The 16,943-nt window shown below is 65.0% G+C and carries 16 protein-coding genes and 1 pseudogene; 6 read left to right on the top strand and 11 right to left on the bottom strand.

The features are described 5' to 3' along the window. Positions 1-70: 70 nt before the first annotated feature. Positions 71-625 (bottom strand): cob(I)yrinic acid a,c-diamide adenosyltransferase, encoded by a 555-nt coding sequence (locus ACP7DD_RS04305; RefSeq protein WP_426173472.1) that lies wholly within the window; start codon positions 623-625, stop codon positions 71-73. A gap of 71 nt (positions 626-696) precedes the next feature. Between ACP7DD_RS04305 and ACP7DD_RS04300 the strand changes: the two genes are divergently transcribed. The 4 genes from ACP7DD_RS04300 to glcF all read left to right on the top strand — a co-directional run bounded on the left by ACP7DD_RS04300 (position 697) and on the right by glcF (position 4,837). Continuing rightward, positions 697-2,178, top strand: a complete 1,482-nt coding sequence (locus ACP7DD_RS04300) for an FAD-linked oxidase C-terminal domain-containing protein (protein ID WP_426173471.1) — start codon at positions 697-699, stop codon at positions 2,176-2,178. Positions 2,179-2,196: 18 nt separating this feature from the next. Next, entirely contained in the window at positions 2,197-3,258 is a 1,062-nt protein-coding gene (gene glcE, locus ACP7DD_RS04295) for a glycolate oxidase subunit GlcE (RefSeq protein ID WP_426173470.1), read from the top strand. 106 nt (positions 3,259-3,364) lie between these two features. Continuing rightward, entirely contained in the window at positions 3,365-3,598 is a 234-nt protein-coding gene (locus ACP7DD_RS04290; RefSeq protein WP_426173469.1) for a hypothetical protein, read from the top strand. Between the two features lie 15 nt (positions 3,599-3,613). After that, positions 3,614-4,837, top strand: coding sequence for a glycolate oxidase subunit GlcF (gene glcF / locus ACP7DD_RS04285; RefSeq protein WP_426173468.1), 1,224 nt, complete (start codon positions 3,614-3,616; stop codon positions 4,835-4,837). Here glcF and ACP7DD_RS04280 read toward each other — a convergent pair. The 9 genes and pseudogenes from ACP7DD_RS04280 to ACP7DD_RS04240 form a co-directional block, all read right to left on the bottom strand. Then, positions 4,834-5,112, bottom strand: a complete 279-nt coding sequence (locus tag ACP7DD_RS04280; RefSeq protein ID WP_426173467.1) for a KTSC domain-containing protein — start codon at positions 5,110-5,112, stop codon at positions 4,834-4,836. The two genes, glcF and ACP7DD_RS04280, sit on opposite strands and share 4 nt — an antisense overlap. Then, entirely contained in the window at positions 5,103-5,678 is a 576-nt protein-coding gene (locus ACP7DD_RS04275) for a hypothetical protein (protein WP_426173466.1), read from the bottom strand. The genes ACP7DD_RS04280 and ACP7DD_RS04275 overlap by 10 nt, the downstream gene beginning before the upstream one ends. 53 nt (positions 5,679-5,731) lie before the next feature. Continuing rightward, positions 5,732-7,444: pseudogene (locus ACP7DD_RS04270) on the bottom strand (methyl-accepting chemotaxis protein). After that, positions 7,441-7,668 carry a hypothetical protein gene (locus tag ACP7DD_RS04265; RefSeq protein WP_426173465.1) on the bottom strand — a complete coding sequence of 76 codons (228 nt, stop codon included), beginning with the start codon at positions 7,666-7,668 and terminating at the stop codon, positions 7,441-7,443. Before ACP7DD_RS04265 ends, ACP7DD_RS04270 begins: the two are co-directional and overlap by 4 nt. Positions 7,669-8,002: 334 nt before the next feature. Further along, the gene (locus tag ACP7DD_RS04260; protein ID WP_426173464.1) at positions 8,003-9,937 is read right to left on the bottom strand and encodes a hybrid sensor histidine kinase/response regulator; all 1,935 of its coding nucleotides are present in this window, start codon (positions 9,935-9,937) and stop codon (positions 8,003-8,005) included. Between the two features lie 62 nt (positions 9,938-9,999). Then, positions 10,000-10,482, bottom strand: a complete 483-nt coding sequence (locus ACP7DD_RS04255) for a glutathione peroxidase (RefSeq protein ID WP_426173586.1) — start codon at positions 10,480-10,482, stop codon at positions 10,000-10,002. Positions 10,483-10,625: 143 nt separating this feature from the next. Then, entirely contained in the window at positions 10,626-12,278 is a 1,653-nt protein-coding gene (locus tag ACP7DD_RS04250) for a methyl-accepting chemotaxis protein (protein WP_426173463.1), read from the bottom strand. A 427-nt stretch (positions 12,279-12,705) separates the two neighbouring features. Next, complete coding sequence (locus tag ACP7DD_RS04245; RefSeq protein ID WP_426173462.1) at positions 12,706-13,842, bottom strand: PilT/PilU family type 4a pilus ATPase; 1,137 nt, start codon at positions 13,840-13,842, stop codon at positions 12,706-12,708. A 25-nt stretch (positions 13,843-13,867) separates the two neighbouring features. Next, a complete protein-coding gene (locus ACP7DD_RS04240; RefSeq protein ID WP_426173461.1) occupies positions 13,868-14,911 on the bottom strand; it encodes a type IV pilus twitching motility protein PilT in 1,044 nt (347 codons plus the stop codon). A 91-nt stretch (positions 14,912-15,002) separates the two neighbouring features. On the opposite strand from ACP7DD_RS04240, the gene ACP7DD_RS04235 reads away from it, so the two are divergent. Next, on the top strand, positions 15,003-15,704 hold the full coding sequence (locus ACP7DD_RS04235; RefSeq protein ID WP_426173585.1) for a YggS family pyridoxal phosphate-dependent enzyme: 702 nt from the start codon (positions 15,003-15,005) through the stop codon (positions 15,702-15,704). A gap of 9 nt (positions 15,705-15,713) precedes the next feature. After that, positions 15,714-16,535 (top strand): pyrroline-5-carboxylate reductase, encoded by an 822-nt coding sequence (proC, locus tag ACP7DD_RS04230; RefSeq protein WP_426173460.1) that lies wholly within the window; start codon positions 15,714-15,716, stop codon positions 16,533-16,535. A gap of 39 nt (positions 16,536-16,574) precedes the next feature. Here proC and ACP7DD_RS04225 read toward each other — a convergent pair whose 3' ends face one another. Next, positions 16,575-16,895, bottom strand: coding sequence for a DUF883 family protein (locus tag ACP7DD_RS04225; protein ID WP_426173459.1), 321 nt, complete (start codon positions 16,893-16,895; stop codon positions 16,575-16,577). Between the last annotated feature and the right edge of the window lie 48 nt (positions 16,896-16,943).

The raw sequence follows: 16,943 nt of genomic DNA, 5'->3' as shown, positions 1-16,943 counted from the left end.
GACCCCGGCGTTCACGCGGCCGCAAAAAAGCTGGGGTCAGGTCTGACCCCCGCGCCGAAATGTCCGAATATCAGACCCGGCCCCTGTCGTGCTGCCACAGCACGTCGCTGCCGCCGGCAAAGCGGTTCAGCACGCGCGACAGCACAAACATCAGGTCCGACAGCCGGTTCACGTACTGCCGCGGATGCTCGTTGATCGCCTCGTTCTTGCCGAGGGTGACGATGCTGCGCTCGGCGCGCCGGCACACCGTGCGGCACACGTGCGCGATCGACGCCGCCCGCGAGCCGGCCGGCAGGATGAATTCCTTCAGCATCGGCAAGTCGGCGTTGTACTTCTCCAGCAAATCGTCGAGCCGCCCCACATGCACGTCGGTGATCATCTGGTAACCCGGAATGCACAGCTCTCCGCCCAGGTCGAACAGGTCGTGCTGAATCGAGATGAGCTCTTCGCGTAGATCGGCCGGCATCTCCTCGCACAGCAGCAGCCCGACAAAGCTGTTGAGCTCATCGACGTCGCCGAGCGAGGCAATCCGCGCGCTGTCCTTCTCGGTGCGGCTGCCGTCGCCCAAGCCGGTGGTGCCGTTGTCGCCGGTGCGCGTGGCGATCTTTGAAAGCCTGTTACCCATATTTTTCCCCTGGTCGTGCGAATCAATAACGTCGAGGATACGCCATATCGACAATCCAGTACAATCGTCGTATGTCCCAATCCCTCACAATCGACCCCGTTCGCCGGCAGCAGGTGGCCTCCGCACTGCGCGCGGCCTTGCCCGAGCGCTGCGTACTGTCCGACCCGGAAGACACGCGTCCCTACGAATGCGACGGCCTGGCGGCTTACCGCCAGCTGCCGATGGTCGTCACCTTGCCCGATACCGAGCAGCAGGTGCTGGCCATTCTCGACATCTGCCGCGAGCTGAAGGTGCCGATCGTGCCGCGCGGCGCCGGCACGGGCCTCTCCGGCGGCGCGCTGCCGCTGCACGACGGCGTTGTCATCTCGACCGCGCGGCTCAACAAGATCGTCCGCGTCGACCAGTATGCGCGCACCGCCGTCGTCCAGCCTGGCGTGCGCAACCTGGCCATTTCGGAAGCGGCCGCGCCGCACGGCTTGTATTACGCGCCCGACCCGTCGTCGCAAATCGCCTGCACCATCGGCGGCAACGTGGCTGAAAACTCGGGCGGTGTCCACTGCCTCAAGTACGGCCTGACGGTGCACAACGTGCTGCGCGTGCGCGTGGCAACCATTGACGGCGAGATCATTGAACTCGGCGGCGAGGCGCTCGACGCGCCTGGCCTCGACCTGCTGGCCGTGTTCATCGGCTCCGAAGGCATGCTCGGCATCGTCACCGAAGTGACCGTCAAGCTGGTGCCAAAGCCGCAATCGGCGCGCGTGATCATGGCCTCGTTCGACGATGTCGTCACCGGCGGCAACGCGGTGGCCAGCGTCATCGCCGCCGGCATCATCCCGGCCGGCCTGGAGATGATGGACCGCACCTCGTCGCGCATGGTCGAGCCGTTCGTCAAGGCCGGCTACGACATCGACGCCGCCGCCATCCTGTTGTGCGAGGCCGACGGCACCCAGCTCGAGGTCGACGAGGAAATCGAACGCATGACGGCGGTGCTGCAGGCGGCCGGCGCCAGCGCCATCCAGGTGTCGCAGACCGAGGCCGAACGGATGAAGTTCTGGTCCGGCCGCAAGAACGCCTTCCCGGCGGCGGGCCGCATCTCGCCCGACTACTATTGCATGGACGGCACCATCCCGCGCAAGAAGCTGGCCCAGGTCCTGACCGGCATCGAGCTGATGGAAGCCGAATACGGCCTGCGCTGCGCCAACGTGTTCCACGCCGGCGACGGCAACCTGCATCCGCTCATCCTGTTCGACGCCAACCAGCCGGGCGAATTCGATCGCGCCGAAGCGTTCGGCGCCGCCATCCTCGCACTGTGCGTGGAAGTGGGCGGCACCATCACGGGCGAACACGGCGTCGGCAAAGAGAAAATCAACTCGATGTGCGTGCAGTTCACCCGGCCCGAGCTGGACATGTTTTTCGCGGTGAAGCGCGCGTTCGACGTGCCGTTCCTGCTCAATCCGGACAAGGCGATTCCTACCTTGAACCGCTGTGCCGAATTCGGCAAGATGCGGGTCAGCGGCGGCGTGCTGCCGTTCGCCGACCTGCCGCGTTTTTGACAAGCGAGTGACGACACAATGACAGAGCCGCAAATTGACCAATTCAGGCAGCAGGTGCGGGCGGCCGCGGCCGACAAGCGCACCTTGCGCATCCGCGGCGGCGGCACCAAGGACTGGTACGGCCAGGCGCTGGCCGGCGACATTCTCGACACGCGCGTCTACAGCGGCATCGTCGACTACGAGCCGACCGAGCTGGTAATCACCGCGCGCTGCGGCACGCCGCTGGCCGAGATCGAGGCCGCGCTGGCCGAGCGCCAGCAGATGCTCGCCTTCGAGCCGCCGTATTTCGGCGATGGCGCCACCTTCGGCGGCGCCGTCGCTGCCGGCTTGTCCGGCCCGCGCCGCGCCACCAGCGGCGCCGTGCGCGACTTCGTGCTGGGCGCCGTGCTGATGGACGGCACCGGCGAAGTGCTGACCTTCGGCGGCCAGGTGATGAAGAACGTCGCCGGCTACGATGTGTCGCGCCTGCTGGCCGGCTCGATGGGCACGCTCGGGCTGATGCTGCAGCACTCGATCAAGGTGCTGCCGCTGGCGGTGCGCGAGACGACGCTGCGTTTCGACATGGGCGAGATCGACGCGCTGCGCCGCCTGAACGAATGGGGCGGCCAGCCGCTGCCGCTGTCGGCCAGCTGCTGGCACGACGGGCAGCTGACGGTGCGTCTGTCCGGCGCGCAGGCGGCGGTCGACGCGGCGGCGCGCCAGTTCGGCGGCGCCGCGGTGGACGACGCGCGCGCCTTCTGGGCCAGCCTGCGCGAGCAGCAGCATGCGTTCTTTGCCGGCGCCGACAGCGTGTGGCGCTTGTCGGTGCCGGCCACCACCGGCGCCATCGTCCTGCGCGGCGAGCAGCTGATCGAATGGGGCGGCGCGCAGCGCTGGCTGAAGGCGAGCGGCGACGCGGCGACCGCGCAGAACATTCGCAGTGCGGTGACGGCGGTGGGCGGACACGCCACGCTGTTTCGCGGCGGCGACAAGAGCGTCGGCGTGTTCCAGCCGCTGGCGCCGGCGATCGCGCGGATCCACGAGCGGCTGAAGGCATCGTTCGACCCGTCGCATGTTTTTAATCCAGGACGGATGTACTGAGAATCGGGCCGTGCGGGATCGGATGGCGGTACTTGCGAAACAAGTAACTGCCAGGCGAGGGGGCTGGGTATGATCGTCGTCCTCAGCCACCATATCCCGAGCGGAAATGAAAATACCGACCCTGCTGTACCTGACTGTGTTGTTGCCTGCATCCGGATGCAGCCTGCTTTATGATATCGGGCAGGACGCCAATACTGACCGCTGCAACAGGATGAAGTTGATCGAGGATCGCAATGCTTGCCTGAAGCGGATCGGTCCGAATTTTGAACAATATGAAAGCGACCGGGAAAAGCTGAAGCGCGGACTGAGCGAAAAGCCGAATCCGCCCGGTCGCCCGTAGAGAAACCCAAGGATCATGCAAACCAATCTCGCCGATTTTATCAAAGGCACTCGCGAAGGCGACGAAGCCGAGGCCATCTTGCGCGCCTGCGTCCATTGCGGCTTTTGCACGGCGACCTGTCCGACCTACCAGTTGCTCGGCGATGAACTGGACGGGCCGCGCGGGCGCATCTACCTGATCAAGCAGGTGCTCGAAGGCGCCGAGCCGACCCGCAAGACGCAGATTCACCTCGACCGCTGCCTCACGTGCCGCAACTGCGAAACGACCTGTCCGTCGGGCGTCAAGTATGGCCGCCTGGCCGACATCGGCCGCAGGGTGGTCGAAGAGCGCGTGTCGCGCCCGCTTTCCGAGCGCATCACCCGCACCGTGCTGAAGGAGTCGCTGCCGCGCGAGTGGCTGTTCAAGCCGGCGTTCAAGGCCGGCCAGCTGGTGCGCCCGCTGCTGTCGAAAAATCTGCAGGACAAGCTGCCCCCGACGCCCGCTGCCGGCGTATGGCCGACCCGCACGCATGCGCGCAAGATGCTGGTGCTGGAAGGCTGCGTGCAGCCGTCGATGGGGCCGAACATCAACAGCTCGACCGCGCGGGTGCTCGACGCGGTCGGCGTTCAGCTGATGGTGGCGCCGAAGGCCGGCTGCTGCGGCGCGCTGCGCTTTCACATGAACGACCAGGAAGGCGGCCTTGACGACATGCGCCGCAATATCGACGCCTGGTGGCCGTACGTCGACCAGGTCGAGGCGATCGTCATGAACGCGTCAGGCTGCGGCGTGACCGTGAAAGAGTACGGCCATCTGCTGGCGCACGACAGCGCGTACGCGGCCAAGGCGGAGCGCATCTCGGCGCTGACGCGCGACCTGTCGGAGATCATGCCGGAATTCGAAACCGAGCTTGGCGCGCGCCTGAAGGGCAAAATCACGAAGCGGGTTGCCTACCATCCGCCATGCACACTGCAGCATGGTCAGCAGATCCGCGGCAAGGTCGAAGGTGTGCTGCGCGCGGCCGGCGTCGACGTCGTGCTGTGCGCCGACAGCCATTTGTGCTGCGGCTCGGCGGGCACGTACTCGGTGCTGCAGCCGGAGCTGTCGCATGCGCTGCGCGACCAGAAGCTGGCGAACCTGCGGGCGACCGGCGCCGAAGAAATCGTCTCGGCCAATATCGGCTGCCTGACGCATCTGCAGTCAGGTACCGACACGCCGGTGACGCACTGGATCGAGCTGATCGACCGCGCGCTGGCGCACTAGCCTTTCTCGTCCGGCGCGCCGAACAGGTCGTTGAGGGCGTCGCGCGACTGCGATGATGCGCGCGGCGCCGCCCGGTTTCCGCTGAACTCTTCCTCGATCTTGTCGCGATAGTAGCTCCACGCCGCGCCGGAGGTGGACAGCTTGCGCCACACTTCGCTGTCGACGGCGGCGTATTCGATGGCGCTGCCATCGTCGAGTTCGACGCGCAGCAGGCGTTGGCGGCGGTCGTAGCCGATCGCCCGCAGCTTGCCGGCATTGACGCGCTTCATTTCCATGGGTGCTCCCGGGTAGACGGTGATGAAGCAATGATACCGCTACCATGCTCGCATTCGATCAGTGACGCATCACGCGTGCTTCGAACGCTGTTCCGGCACTTTGACGCCGTCAAAATATTGCGCCGTCTCATCGGCCAGCGCGTCGCTGCCACCTTCGTCAACTGCTGCAGCGCCGCCTTGAGTATCTTCAGCGCCTCTTCTTCGGACGCCGCGCAGCGCGCCTCGGCCGTGCGCGCCTCCCATTCGGTCAACGCGAACTGCAGTGTCAATTGTGACTGCGTGTACAGTTGCCACGCCTTTTGCCAGTTAAAAAACGAAGTCGACGCCGCCACCATCGCGATCAGCCACGACAGCGTTGACGCCACGCGCGCCTGGCTGGCCTCGACCGGATAGCACGAGGATTCGGCAAGCGCGACTACCGAGCGGAAACTACCGCGCGACGCCGGCAGGCACGTGAGCCCGGCCAGCGGCCGGTTCGGCACCGCGCTGTCGACCGGCTCGGTCAGGTGGCGGTCGATGCCGGCGTCGGTCGAGTTCTCGCGCTCGCTCTTGCTGACCGCTGGCACAGTGGTAGCGCGCGGCGCCGGCAGGCAGCGCTGCGTTCGAGCGGATGGCGCAGTTAGAACGCTTCCCAATCGGAGAGGGCGCTGGTGGCCGCCAACCGTTTGGCCGGCACGTCGGCAAGGGCGAGGCTGGCGCGGCGCGGCGCCGCCGGGCTTGGCTTCGCGGCCGACCTGGTCACGTTGGCGCCGTGTACGGCGGCGGCGTTGTCGCCGGCAAGCCTGAACACGCTGACCGCCTGCGACAGCGAACCGGCCTGTTCCTGCAGTGACTCGGCTGCAGCCGCCGCTTCCTCCACCAGCGCCGCGTTCTGCTGCGTTACCTGGTCCATCTGGCTGATGGCCTGGTTGATCTGCTCGATGCCCGAGGTCTGCTCCTGGCTGGCGCTGGTGATCTCTCCCATGATGTCGGTGACGCGCTTGACGCTGTCGACGATCTCGTCCATCGTGACGCCGGCCTGCTCGACCAGTCTGGCGCCGGTATCGACTTTGGCCACCGAGTCGCCGATCAGACCTTTGATCTCTTTGGCCGCCGCCGCCGAACGCTGCGCCAGGTTGCGTACTTCCGAGGCGACGACGGCAAAGCCGCGGCCCTGCTCGCCTGCGCGAGCGGCCTCGACGGCGGCGTTGAGCGCCAGGATATTGGTCTGGAAGGCGATGCCGTCGATGACACCGATGATGTCGACGATCTTCTTCGACGACTCATTGATCGAACTCATGGTCTGCACCACTTGCGCCACCACAGCGCCGCCCTTGAAAGCGACCTCCGAGGCGGACGCCGCCAAGTGGTTGGCCTGGCGCGCATTGTCGGCGTTTTGCTTGACGGTGCTGGTCATTTCTTCCATCGATGCGGCCGTTTCTTCGAGCGAGCTGGCCTGCTCCTCGGTGCGCGACGACAGGTCGAAGTTGCCGGCGGCGATCTGCGACGAGGCGGTGGCGATGGTGTCGGTGCCGACCCGCACTTCGCCAACGATCTTGATCAGGTTGTCATTCATGTTTTCCAGCGCCAGCAGCAATTGGCCGGTTTCATCTGTGGTCTTGACCTCGACGCGACTGGTGAGGTCGCCCGCAGCGACCGCCTGCGCGAGCTTTACGGCAATATGAATCGGGCCCGTGATGCCGATGGTGATCCGCCAGGCGATCAGCGTGCCGAACACGATGGCGAACCCGGCGAGCAACAGCATCAGGGTGTGCGCGCTGGCATAACTACTTTCGGCCTCGGCAATCGCCTGCTCATTTTGTTTCGTTTCGGTGGCGATCAGGTCGCCCAAGGCATCGAGCCATTTTTTCTGCACTGGGTGCAATTCCTTGATTAACACCGCGGTCGCGTCCTCGGCCTTGTTCGCCAACCCCAGTTGCATCGCTTTTGCGATGAGCGGGCGCGCAGCAGCTTCCTCTTCGCTGATTCGGATCAAGACCGCCTTTTCCTACTCGCTGGTGCCCGGCAGGTTGGCGAGCATCTTGCTCAGCTTTTCTTCCGCGTCGGCGTATTTCGTCGCCTGCTCCCTCACCCGCGCCGCTTCGGGCGCCATCTCCGACTCTTCCGTCATCAACGCCAAGTTGCGCAGCGCGATCGCCCTGTCGAAGACGGTAACGAGCATGGTGTCCGCCAACTTCGCCTCAACATCATTGACCTTGGTGATCTCTTCCATACGGCCCTCCATGAGCGCCATGCGGCTGATGCCGAGTGCCGCGATGGTCGCCAGCAGCAGTAAGACGATGGCAAAGCCTGCGCCGAGACGGGTGCCGATCTTTAAATTTCCAATATTCATTTTTCTCTCTCTACGTGATCAAATGGTGTGGATAAGGGTGCGACGCGCCATTGCCGCGTCGGCAGGCAATTTGTTCGATCAGTCCCCATCTCACCGCCGGACACCATCTGGTCGATGTCGACCAGCAGCACGCGCCGGTCGTCGCGCGTGCCCATGCCGACCAGATGGTCGCTATCGAGCGCCGCGCCACACTGCGGGCCCGGCTTGACCTGGTCCGGGCGCAAATCGATTGCTCTCTGACATGGGGGATCGCTGTTCGTTCTTGTTTGAAAAGCGCAGCGGCGATGTACGGCGCAGAAGCGCGTCCGGGTGGAGGCGCCAGGCGCAATGCGCAAAGGGAAGGTTTGATGTGCCGAGGCTGGAGTTTGGCCGCGGAAGCAAGAGAACTATGGCGGTACAAAACCGCGACTTACCGACGAATGTTACATGTTAAATTTCTAAAAAAGCAACATAAGGAATGTTCGTGCTGATGTTGTTGTTTAATTGTAGGTGGGATGGCGCTATTGATTGTGCAAGTGGGCAAGACGCGATGACGGACCCGCCAGCGGCGTCGGCAGCCTAGTCCGGCTGAGGGACGGGAATTGCCGCAGCGGTGTGCGAAATCGCCGCCAGGATCGCCTGCAACTGCGGCGCATCGACCGGCTTGGTCAGGTGGTGGTCGATGCCGGCGTCGGCCGAGTTCTCGCGGTCGCTCTTGCTGCCGTAGCCGGTGATGGCGATCATCACCGCGCCGCGCGTTTCCGGCAGCGCGCGCAAGCGGCGCGCCAGGGCGTAGCCGCTCATGTCGGGCAGGCCGACGTCGAGCAGGAACGCCTCGGGACGAATCGACGCGGCGCGCGCCAGCGCATCGGCGCCATCGAACGCGATGTCGATGTGATGACCGGCCGCCTCCAGGTACATGCCGAGCGTCTCGGCGGCGTCGCGGTTGTCGTCGACGATCAGCAGGCGCAATGCCGACGACGCCGGCGCGGCCTCGGCGGCCGCGGCCGGCGGCAGCTGCGCGGGGGTGGCGGCCAGCGGCAGGGCGACCACGAATTCGCTGCCGAGGCCCTCGCCGGCGCTTTGCCCGCGGACGGTGCCGCCGTGCCGCTCGACCAGGCTTTTCACCAGCGCCAGCCCGAGTCCTAGCCCACCCGTGCTGCGGTCAGACGAGCGGGTTGCCTGCGAAAACAGCTCGAACGCACGCGCGAGCGTGTCGGCGGACATGCCGACGCCATCGTCGGCCACGCTGATGACGGCCTGTTCGCCGGCGCAGTGCATCCGCAGCATGATGTTGCCGCCGCGCGGCGTGTACTTGGCGGCGTTGTTGAGCAGGTTGGCGAGCACCTGCACCAGGCGCTTGTCGTCGCCGACGACGAACGCCGGCGCCGGGTCCAGCTGCACGGTGAACTGATGATGGTACTGCTCGATCATCGGGCGCGCCTGCTCGACGGCGCCGGCCACGACGATCTTGAGGTCGAGCCGGGTGGTCGCCAGCTGCACCAGGCCCTGGGTCACGCGCGAAACGTCGAGCAGGTCGTCGAGCAGGCGGTTCATGTGGCGCGCCTGGCGGTCGATGATGGCGCCGGCCTTGAGCGTCAGCGCCTGGTCGGCATGGCCCATGGCGAGGATCTGGGCGGCGGCGCTGATCGGCGCCAGCGGGTTGCGCAGTTCGTGCGCCAGCATCGCCAGGAACTCGTCCTTGTTGCGGTTGGCGTCGTGCAGCGCTTCGTTGGTGCGCATCCGTTCGGTGATGTCGGAGATCAGCCCGACCAGGCGGTCGCTGCGCCCGCTGCTGCGATACAGGTTGCCGTTGACACTGATCCAGTGGACGGTGGCGTCGGACCACACCACGCGGCACTCGAAACGCAGCGGCTGGGCGCCGTCGAACGCGGCCCGGAATGCCGCCTCGACGATGGCGCGGTCGGCCGGCAAGACGTGTTCGAGCATGATCGCGTCGTTCCACACTGCTACCGGCTCGGCGTAGCCGAAACACTGGTCATGGCGCAGCGTGCGCTCGGAATTGCGCGTGCCGAGGTCGAGATCCCACTCGCCGAATTCGGCGACATCGAGGGTCAATTGAAGACGGGCGACCAGTTCGAGGCGCTGCTCAACGGCGCGATGGGCGTCGGTAATGTCGCGCGAGACCGACAGCAGGTTGGCGACCTTGCCGTCATCGCCAAAAATTGGCGTCACCAGCACGTCCCACCAGCGCGGCGAGCCCTTGTTAGTGGGGCAGAAGGCGTCGAAGTGGCCGGAGCCGCCGGCCAGCGCCGAGTCCATCGCCGCGATCACCTTGGCGCGCGCGTCCTCCGGCCACAGCGACGGCCACAACGTGCCCGTGAGGGTGCTCAAGTCGTCGATCTCCATGGCGCACTGGCCATTGCGGTTCATTGCCTGCAGACGGCCGTGCAGGTCGAAGATCTTGATGCAGTCCGGGCTATGCTCGAACGCCCAATTCATATTGACGGCGCCGCTGTCCTGCCGGGGATCGGTTACTGTGGTGGAATCCATACGCGCGTGCCACTCAAACGATGACGAGATCGAGCATCATACCTCAGCGCGGGCGCGCGCACTCAGGCGCCGAGCAGCTGGTCGATGTCGGCGACGATATCTTGCGGCCTGGTCTGCGGCGCATAGCGCTTGTAGACACTGCCGTCTTTATCGACGAGGAACTTGGTGAAGTTCCACTTGATGCCTTCGGTGCCGAGCAGGCCGGGCGCCGCTTGCTTCAGGTGCTTGAACAGCGGATGGGCGTCGGCGCCATTGACGTCGATCTTGGCAAACAGCGGGAACGTCACGCCGAAGTTCTTTTCGCAAAAGGCGCCGATGTCCGCTTCGGTACCCGGCTCCTGCTTGCCGAACTGGTTGCACGGGAAGCCGAGCACCTCGAAGCCGCGCTCGCGGAACTGCCGATACACCTCTTCGAGTCCCTTGTACTGCGGCGTGAAGCCGCACGCGCTGGCGGTGTTCACGATCAGCAGCACCTTGCCGTGATAGCGCGACAGCTCAACTTGTTCGCCGCCGATGGATGCGGCCTGGAAGTGGTAAGCGTTCATGGGCAGGCTGTCTTCCATTGTAATTGTCCCGTTCAGCCGGGACATGATGGGCCGGGTCGAATCCCTGGCGTCAATTGGCATGATATCCGATGACGCCATCGCATCGCCGGCGGCACGCGCGCAGGCACCGCTCGGAGCGATTTTCAGTCGGCGGCCCGATTCGCCAGCGCCGTTCTGGCCGGCCGCGCGGCGCTGCGCTGCCGAGGGACCAGCGTTTTCAGCGGGGCCTGCCGCGGCGCCGCGCCGGCATCGCCGGCGAGCTTGAAGATGCTGACCGCGCGCGCCAGCGAACCGGCATGCTCCTGCAGCGACTCGGCCGCCGCTGCCGCTTCCTCCACCAGCGCCGCGTTCTGCTGCGTGACCTGATCCATCTGGCTGATCGCCTGGTTGATCTGTTCGATGCCCGAGGTCTGCTCCTGGCTGGCGCTGGTGATCTCACCCATGATGTCGGCGACGCGCTTGACGCTGTCGACGATCTCGTCCATCGTGATGCCGGCCTGCTCGACCAGCCGGGCGCCGGTGTCGACTTTGGCCACCGAGTCGCCGATCAGCGATTTGATTTCCTTCGCCGCCGCCGCCGAACGCTGCGCCAGGCTGCGCACTTCCGAAGCGACGACGGCGAAGCCGCGGCCCTGCTCGCCGGCGCGGGCGGCCTCGACGGCGGCGTTCAGCGCCAGGATGTTGGTCTGGAACGCGATGCCGTCGATGACGCCGATGATATCGACGATCTTCTTCGACGATTCGTTGATCGAACTCATGGTACGGACTACTTGCGCGACGACGGCGCCGCCCTTGCCGGCGACGTCGGAGGCCGACGCCGCCAGCTGGTTGGCCTGGCGCGCATTGTCGGCGTTTTGCTTGACGGTGCTGGTCATTTCTTCCATCGAGGCGGCGGTTTCTTCGAGCGAGCTGGCCTGTTCCTCGGTGCGCGACGACAGGTCTAGGTTGCCGGCGGCGATCTGCGACGACGCGGTGGCGATGGTGTCGGTGCCGATGCGGACCTCGCCGACGATCTTGAGCAGGCTGTCGTTCATGTCGTTCAACGCCCGCAGCAACTGACCTGTTTCGTCCTGCGAGGTCACCACGATCTGACCGGTCAGATCGCCGGCGGCGACTTGCTGGGCGACGCGAACCGCGCGCGCGATGGGGCGTGTGATCGAACGGCTGATCGCATAGGCCGAGGCGATACCGGCCAGCAAGGCCACCAGGCCGAGCGCGAGCATGTCGCGGCGCGCACCATGGAACGTCGTCGTGCTCGCCTCGCCGGCCGCCTCGAAGTTCTTTTCCTGGATCTCAATCTGGCTGCGCAGCGCCTTGGAAAACGTCTGCAAGGCCGCATACGTGTCGCCATGCGCGAGCGCCCTGGCCGGCTCGGTGTCGCCGGCCTTCTTTAGCGCCAGCACGCGCGCGATCAGCGCGACGTAGTTGTCGCGTGCCGCCAGGCTCTTGGCCAGCTCGGCCTTGCCGTCGTCTGTCGTCAGCAGCGTACGCAGCTTCTCCAGCGCCTCGTTGAACGCGTCGGCATTCGCTTTCAAGCGCTCGTTTGCCACCGCCTCTTCCTTTGGCGAGATGTTGGCCGTCAGCTGAAGCACGCGGGCAATGCTGCCGCGCGCGTTGTCGAGGGCCAGGTTGGCAAGCTTTGCCTTGGGCCAGATATTGGTGACCAGTTGCGCGTTGGCCTCGTTCAGGTGCTGCGCCTTGACGATGCCCATGACGCTCAGTGCCGCGAGCAACAGCAACACGAAGCCGAAACCCAAGCCAAGGCGTTGCGCAATCTTGAAGTTTGAAATGTTCATCTGGTGTACCTGAAGGTGAAGGGAATTTTCGCGACGCCGCGACGCGCCTCGGCGCGCGAGTTGCTCGATGTCGGTAGTCGCGCCAGCAACTCGCGCTCGATTGTGGTGGAACAGGCGGCGGGGGCAAGGCCGGTACAGGCAAGCTGGTAATGGCGCTGGAGGGGCGCGGCTTGCTGAAAAATCTTTGCCGCGACCAACAGACGATGCCCGCGCGGCGGGGCGCAAGAAGCGCTGCGTTGCGTTCATCCCTCAAGCAGGATTATTCGTCGATCAATGCTAGCAGTAGAATTTCAAAATGGCAACAAAATATTTGCCAACTTTCACTAGCTGTTATTTGACTGCCGGTGAGCGACGAATGCGCAGGTGGAACCTGCGCATTCGAACAGCGGCAGCCCCTCATTTTTGACAAGGTGTCATTGAAGCAGGATCACACTATGCCCAAGTGCTCGGTGCCGGCCGACAGGTCGCGGTTCTTCGCGTCCTTGCCCTGCAGTTTGATGGCCAGCCGCAGGTCGTTGACCGAGTCGGCGTTGCGCAGCGCGTCTTCGTAGCTGATCTTGTCGAGCTCGTGCAGGTCGAACAGCGCCTGGTCGAACGTTTGCATGCCAAGTTCGCGCGACTTCTTCATGATCTCCTTGATCTCGTGCACCTGGCCCTTGAAGATCAGGTCCGAGATCAACGGCGAATTGAGCATGATTTCGATCGCCACCACGCGCCCCTTCGATTGCTTGCGCGGGATCAGGCGCTGCGACACCATGCCCTTCAGGTTCAGCGACAGGTCCATCAGCAGCTGCGCGCGGCGCTCTTCGGGGAAGAAGTTGATGATGCGGTCGATCGCCTGGTTCGAGCTGTTGGCGTGCAGCGTGGCCAGGCACAGGTGGCCCGTTTCGGCGAACGCGATGGCGTGCTCCATCGTCTCGCGGTCGCGGATTTCGCCGATCTGGATCACGTCGGGCGCCTGGCGCAGCGAGTTTTTCAGCGCCGCCTCGAAGCTGTCGGTGTCGACCCCCACTTCGCGCTGCGTGATGACGCAGTTCTTGTGCGGGTGGACGTATTCGACTGGGTCTTCGATGGTGATGATGTGGCCGTAGCTGTTTTCGTTGCGGTAGCCGACCATGGCCGCCATCGTCGTCGACTTGCCCGAACCGGTGGCGCCGACCATGATGACCAGGCCGCGCTTTTCCATGATGATGTCGGCCAAGATCGGCGGCAGGTCGAGGTCGGCGAGTTTCGGGATGGTGGTGGTGATCACCCGCAGCACCATGCCCACGCAGCTCATCTGCACGAACGCCGACACGCGAAAGCGTCCCAGGTCGCCCGGGCTGATGGCGAAGTTCGCTTCCTTGGTCAGCTCGAAGCCGGCGGTCTGCTTGTCGTTCATGATCGAGCGGGCCAGGTCGGCGGTGTGCGAGGGCGTCAGCGCCTGGCTCGACACCGGCGTCATCTTGCCGTCGATCTTGATCGCCGGCGGGAAGCCGGCGGTGATGAACAGGTCCGAGCCGCCCTTGCTGGTCATCAGCCGGAGCAGGTCGAACATGAATTTTGAAGCCTGGTCGCGTTCCATTGTCATCCTGAGAATAAGCGAAAAATCAACCGGGGAAGTTATCCGGGGTCTTGGCGGCGGAGCGCGCGGCGCCGTTCGAGATGACGTTGCGGCGTACCAGGTCGGTCAGGTTCTGGTCGAGCGTCTGCATGCCGACATTGCTGCCGGTCTGGATCGCCGAATACATCTGCGCGATCTTCGCTTCGCGAATCAGGTTGCGAATCGCCGGCGTGCCGATCATGATCTCGTGCGCGGCGACGCGCCCGGAGCCGTCCTTCGTTTTCAACAGCGTCTGCGACACCACCGCCTGCAGCGACTCCGACAGCATCGCCCGCACCATCTCCTTTTCGTCGGCCGGGAAGACGTCGACGATACGGTCGATCGTTTTTGCCGCCGACGAGGTGTGCAGCGTGCCGAACACCAGGTGGCCGGTTTCGGCGGCCGACAGCGCCAGTCGGATCGTCTCGAGGTCGCGCAATTCGCCCACCAGGATGCAGTCCGGGTCTTCGCGCAGCGCCGAGCGCAGCGCGTTGTTGAACGACAGCGTGTGCGGCCCGACTTCGCGCTGGTTGATCAGGCACTTCTTCGAGTCGTGGACGAATTCGATCGGGTCCTCGATCGTCAGGATGTGGCCGTATTCGTTTTCGTTGAGATGGTTGACCATCGCCGCCAGCGTGGTCGACTTGCCCGAGCCGGTCGGGCCGGTCACCAGCACCAGGCCGCGCGGCTTCATCGCCAGGTCGCCGAAGATCTTCGGCGCGTTCAGGTCTTCCAGGCTGAGGATCTTCGACGGAATGGTGCGCAGCACCGCGGCGGCGCCGCGTTCCTGGTTGAAGGCGTTGACGCGAAAGCGCGCCAGGCCCGGGATGGCGAACGAGAAGTCGCATTCGAGCACTTCCTCGTACTGCTTGCGCTGGCCGTCGTTCATGATGTCATAGATCATGCCGTGCACGTCCTTGTGCTCGAGCGGCGGCAGGTTGATGCGGCGCACGTCGCCGTGCACGCGGATCATCGGCGGCAGGCCGGATGACAGGTGCAGGTCGGATGCCTTGTTCTTGACGGAGAAAGCGAGTAATTCGGAGATGTCCATTTATAATCCCTGTGCAGTGAAGGGCGCGTGCCTTGCCAAGTGTGCACGTTTGCATCGACTCGAAGTTTTTAATTGCCCGCTGACAATGATTATGTCCACAATCGCCCACAAACTGCAAGCTGTCGATGCGACTATACGCGCCGCGAGCAATACTGCCGGGCGCGACCGTGCATCGATACAACTACTGGCCGTGTCGAAGTCGTTCCCGGCCGAAGCGGTGCTCGAAGCAATTGCCGCCGGCCAGCGCGCCTTCGGCGAAAACTACCTGCAGGAAGCGCTCGACAAGATGGCCGCCGTCGCCGCCGCGCTGCCGGCCGTGCCGATCGAGTGGCACTTCATCGGCCCGATCCAGAGCAACAAGACGCGCCCGATCGCCGCCGGCTTCGACTGGGTCCATACCGTCGAGCGGCTGAAGATTGCCCAGCGGCTGTCGGAACAGCGTCCGGCGGGCATGGCGCCGCTGAATATCTGCATCCAGGTCAACACCAGCGGCGAGGCGAGCAAGAGTGGCGCCGCCGCCGATGAGGTCGAGGAGCTGGCACGCCAGATCACGCTGCTGCCGAACCTGAAGCTGCGCGGCCTGATGACGATTCCCGAACTCGAAACCGACGAGGCCAGACAGCGCGCCGGGTTTGCCCGCCTGCGCCTGCTGGCCGAGCGGCTGCGCGCCGGCGGCATCGAACTCGATACGCTGTCGATGGGGATGTCGGCCGACCTGGCCGCGGCAATCGCCGAAGGCGCCACCATCGTACGCGTCGGCAGCGCCATTTTCGGAGTACGCAATTATGAATAAAGGGCAGGCATGAAGATTACATTTATCGGCGGCGGCAACATGGCCTCGGCGCTGATCGCCGGCCTGGCCGGGCAGCTGACGGCGGGGGCCAACATCCACGTCGTCGATCCGAACCCGGAGCAGCTGGCGCGGCTGGCCGACAGTTTTGGCGTCAGCACCGCCACCGAGGCCGACGGCAAGGTCGCCGCCAGCGACGTCATCGTGCTGGCGGTGAAGCCGCAGCAGATGCGCGAAGTCGCTGCGGGCCTGGCGCCGCGGCTCGGCGGCCAGCCGCTGCTGCTGTCGATTGCCGCCGGCATTCGCGGCGTCGACCTGGTGCGCTGGCTGGGCGGCTACGGCGCCATCGTGCGCACGATGCCGAACACACCGGCGCTGATCGGGCGCGGCATCACCGGCATGGTGGCGATGGGCGGCGTGACGGCGGCGCAGAAAAAGGCCGCCGACGACATCATGAAGGCGGTCGGCGCCACCGTGTGGCTCGATGACGAGGCGCTGATCGACCCGGTGACGGCGGTGTCGGGCAGCGGACCGGCGTACGTGTTCTACTTCATCGAAGCGATGCAGCAGGCGGCGCAGGAACTGGGGTTGACGGCCGAGCAGGGCAAGCAGCTGGCGCTGGCCACCTTTGCCGGCGCCTCGCAGCTGGCGGCGCAGTCGCCCGACGAAGTGTCGGTGCTGCGCGAGCGCGTGACGTCGAAGGGCGGCACCACGCACGCCGCCTTGATGAGCATGGAGCAGTCGGGGGTCAGGCAGGCGATCATTGAAGCGGTCAAAGCGGCGTCCGCGCGCGGACGTGAACTAGGGGAGCAGCTGGGAGGTGACGGGGGCTGACCCCGTCAGACCCCGGACGCGACCCTGACGCGCGTTGGCTCAATCGCGCCGCGAGATCGCCAGGCCGAGCAGCAAGCCGGCGGCGCCGCCGATGGCGATCGCGCGCCATGGGTTCTCGTGCACGTACTCGTCGGTCGCCTTGGCCGCTTCGCGCGTCCTCTCGACCACCATCTCCTGGTAGCGCATCACGTCGGCCTTCGCCGAACTGATGGTGCGCTCGAACTTTTCCTTCGCCGCTTTCAGGTCTTCACCGGTCAGCGAGCTGTTGCGCAGCCAGCTTTCGGCATCCTGAATCACCGTTTTCAGGTCGTTCATCAGTTGGTCGCGTGCGCCGGTCTGGGTAGGGATTTTTTCCATCATGGGATAGCCTCGTTAGTTAAATTTTCTTTTTGAGAATGCCGGGTTCGG

The sequence above is a fragment of the Massilia sp. TWR1-2-2 genome, assembly GCF_049897565.1.
Taxonomy (GTDB): domain Bacteria; phylum Pseudomonadota; class Gammaproteobacteria; order Burkholderiales; family Burkholderiaceae_D; genus JAFCUW01.
Note: the sequence above shows the minus strand (reverse complement) of the source record. Positions and strands in the feature narration are given on the sequence as shown.

Coding starts and splice junctions, on each gene's coding strand:
- ACP7DD_RS04245 (WP_426173462.1), bottom strand. CDS start 13,842: ATGGAACGCGACCAGGCTTCAAAATTCATGTTCGACCTGCTCCGGCTG.
- ACP7DD_RS04290 (WP_426173469.1), top strand. CDS start 3,365: ATGAAAATACCGACCCTGCTGTACCTGACTGTGTTGTTGCCTGCATCC.
- ACP7DD_RS04225 (WP_426173459.1), bottom strand. CDS start 16,895: ATGATGGAAAAAATCCCTACCCAGACCGGCGCACGCGACCAACTGATG.
- ACP7DD_RS04255 (WP_426173586.1), bottom strand. CDS start 10,482: ATGAACGCTTACCACTTCCAGGCCGCATCCATCGGCGGCGAACAAGTT.
- ACP7DD_RS04250 (WP_426173463.1), bottom strand. CDS start 12,278: ATGAACATTTCAAACTTCAAGATTGCGCAACGCCTTGGCTTGGGTTTC.
- ACP7DD_RS04235 (WP_426173585.1), top strand. CDS start 15,003: ATGTCCACAATCGCCCACAAACTGCAAGCTGTCGATGCGACTATACGC.
- ACP7DD_RS04240 (WP_426173461.1), bottom strand. CDS start 14,911: ATGGACATCTCCGAATTACTCGCTTTCTCCGTCAAGAACAAGGCATCC.
- ACP7DD_RS04300 (WP_426173471.1), top strand. CDS start 697: ATGTCCCAATCCCTCACAATCGACCCCGTTCGCCGGCAGCAGGTGGCC.
- proC (WP_426173460.1), top strand. CDS start 15,714: ATGAAGATTACATTTATCGGCGGCGGCAACATGGCCTCGGCGCTGATC.
- ACP7DD_RS04280 (WP_426173467.1), bottom strand. CDS start 5,112: ATGGAAATGAAGCGCGTCAATGCCGGCAAGCTGCGGGCGATCGGCTAC.
- ACP7DD_RS04305 (WP_426173472.1), bottom strand. CDS start 625: ATGGGTAACAGGCTTTCAAAGATCGCCACGCGCACCGGCGACAACGGC.
- ACP7DD_RS04260 (WP_426173464.1), bottom strand. CDS start 9,937: ATGGATTCCACCACAGTAACCGATCCCCGGCAGGACAGCGGCGCCGTC.
- glcF (WP_426173468.1), top strand. CDS start 3,614: ATGCAAACCAATCTCGCCGATTTTATCAAAGGCACTCGCGAAGGCGAC.
- glcE (WP_426173470.1), top strand. CDS start 2,197: ATGACAGAGCCGCAAATTGACCAATTCAGGCAGCAGGTGCGGGCGGCC.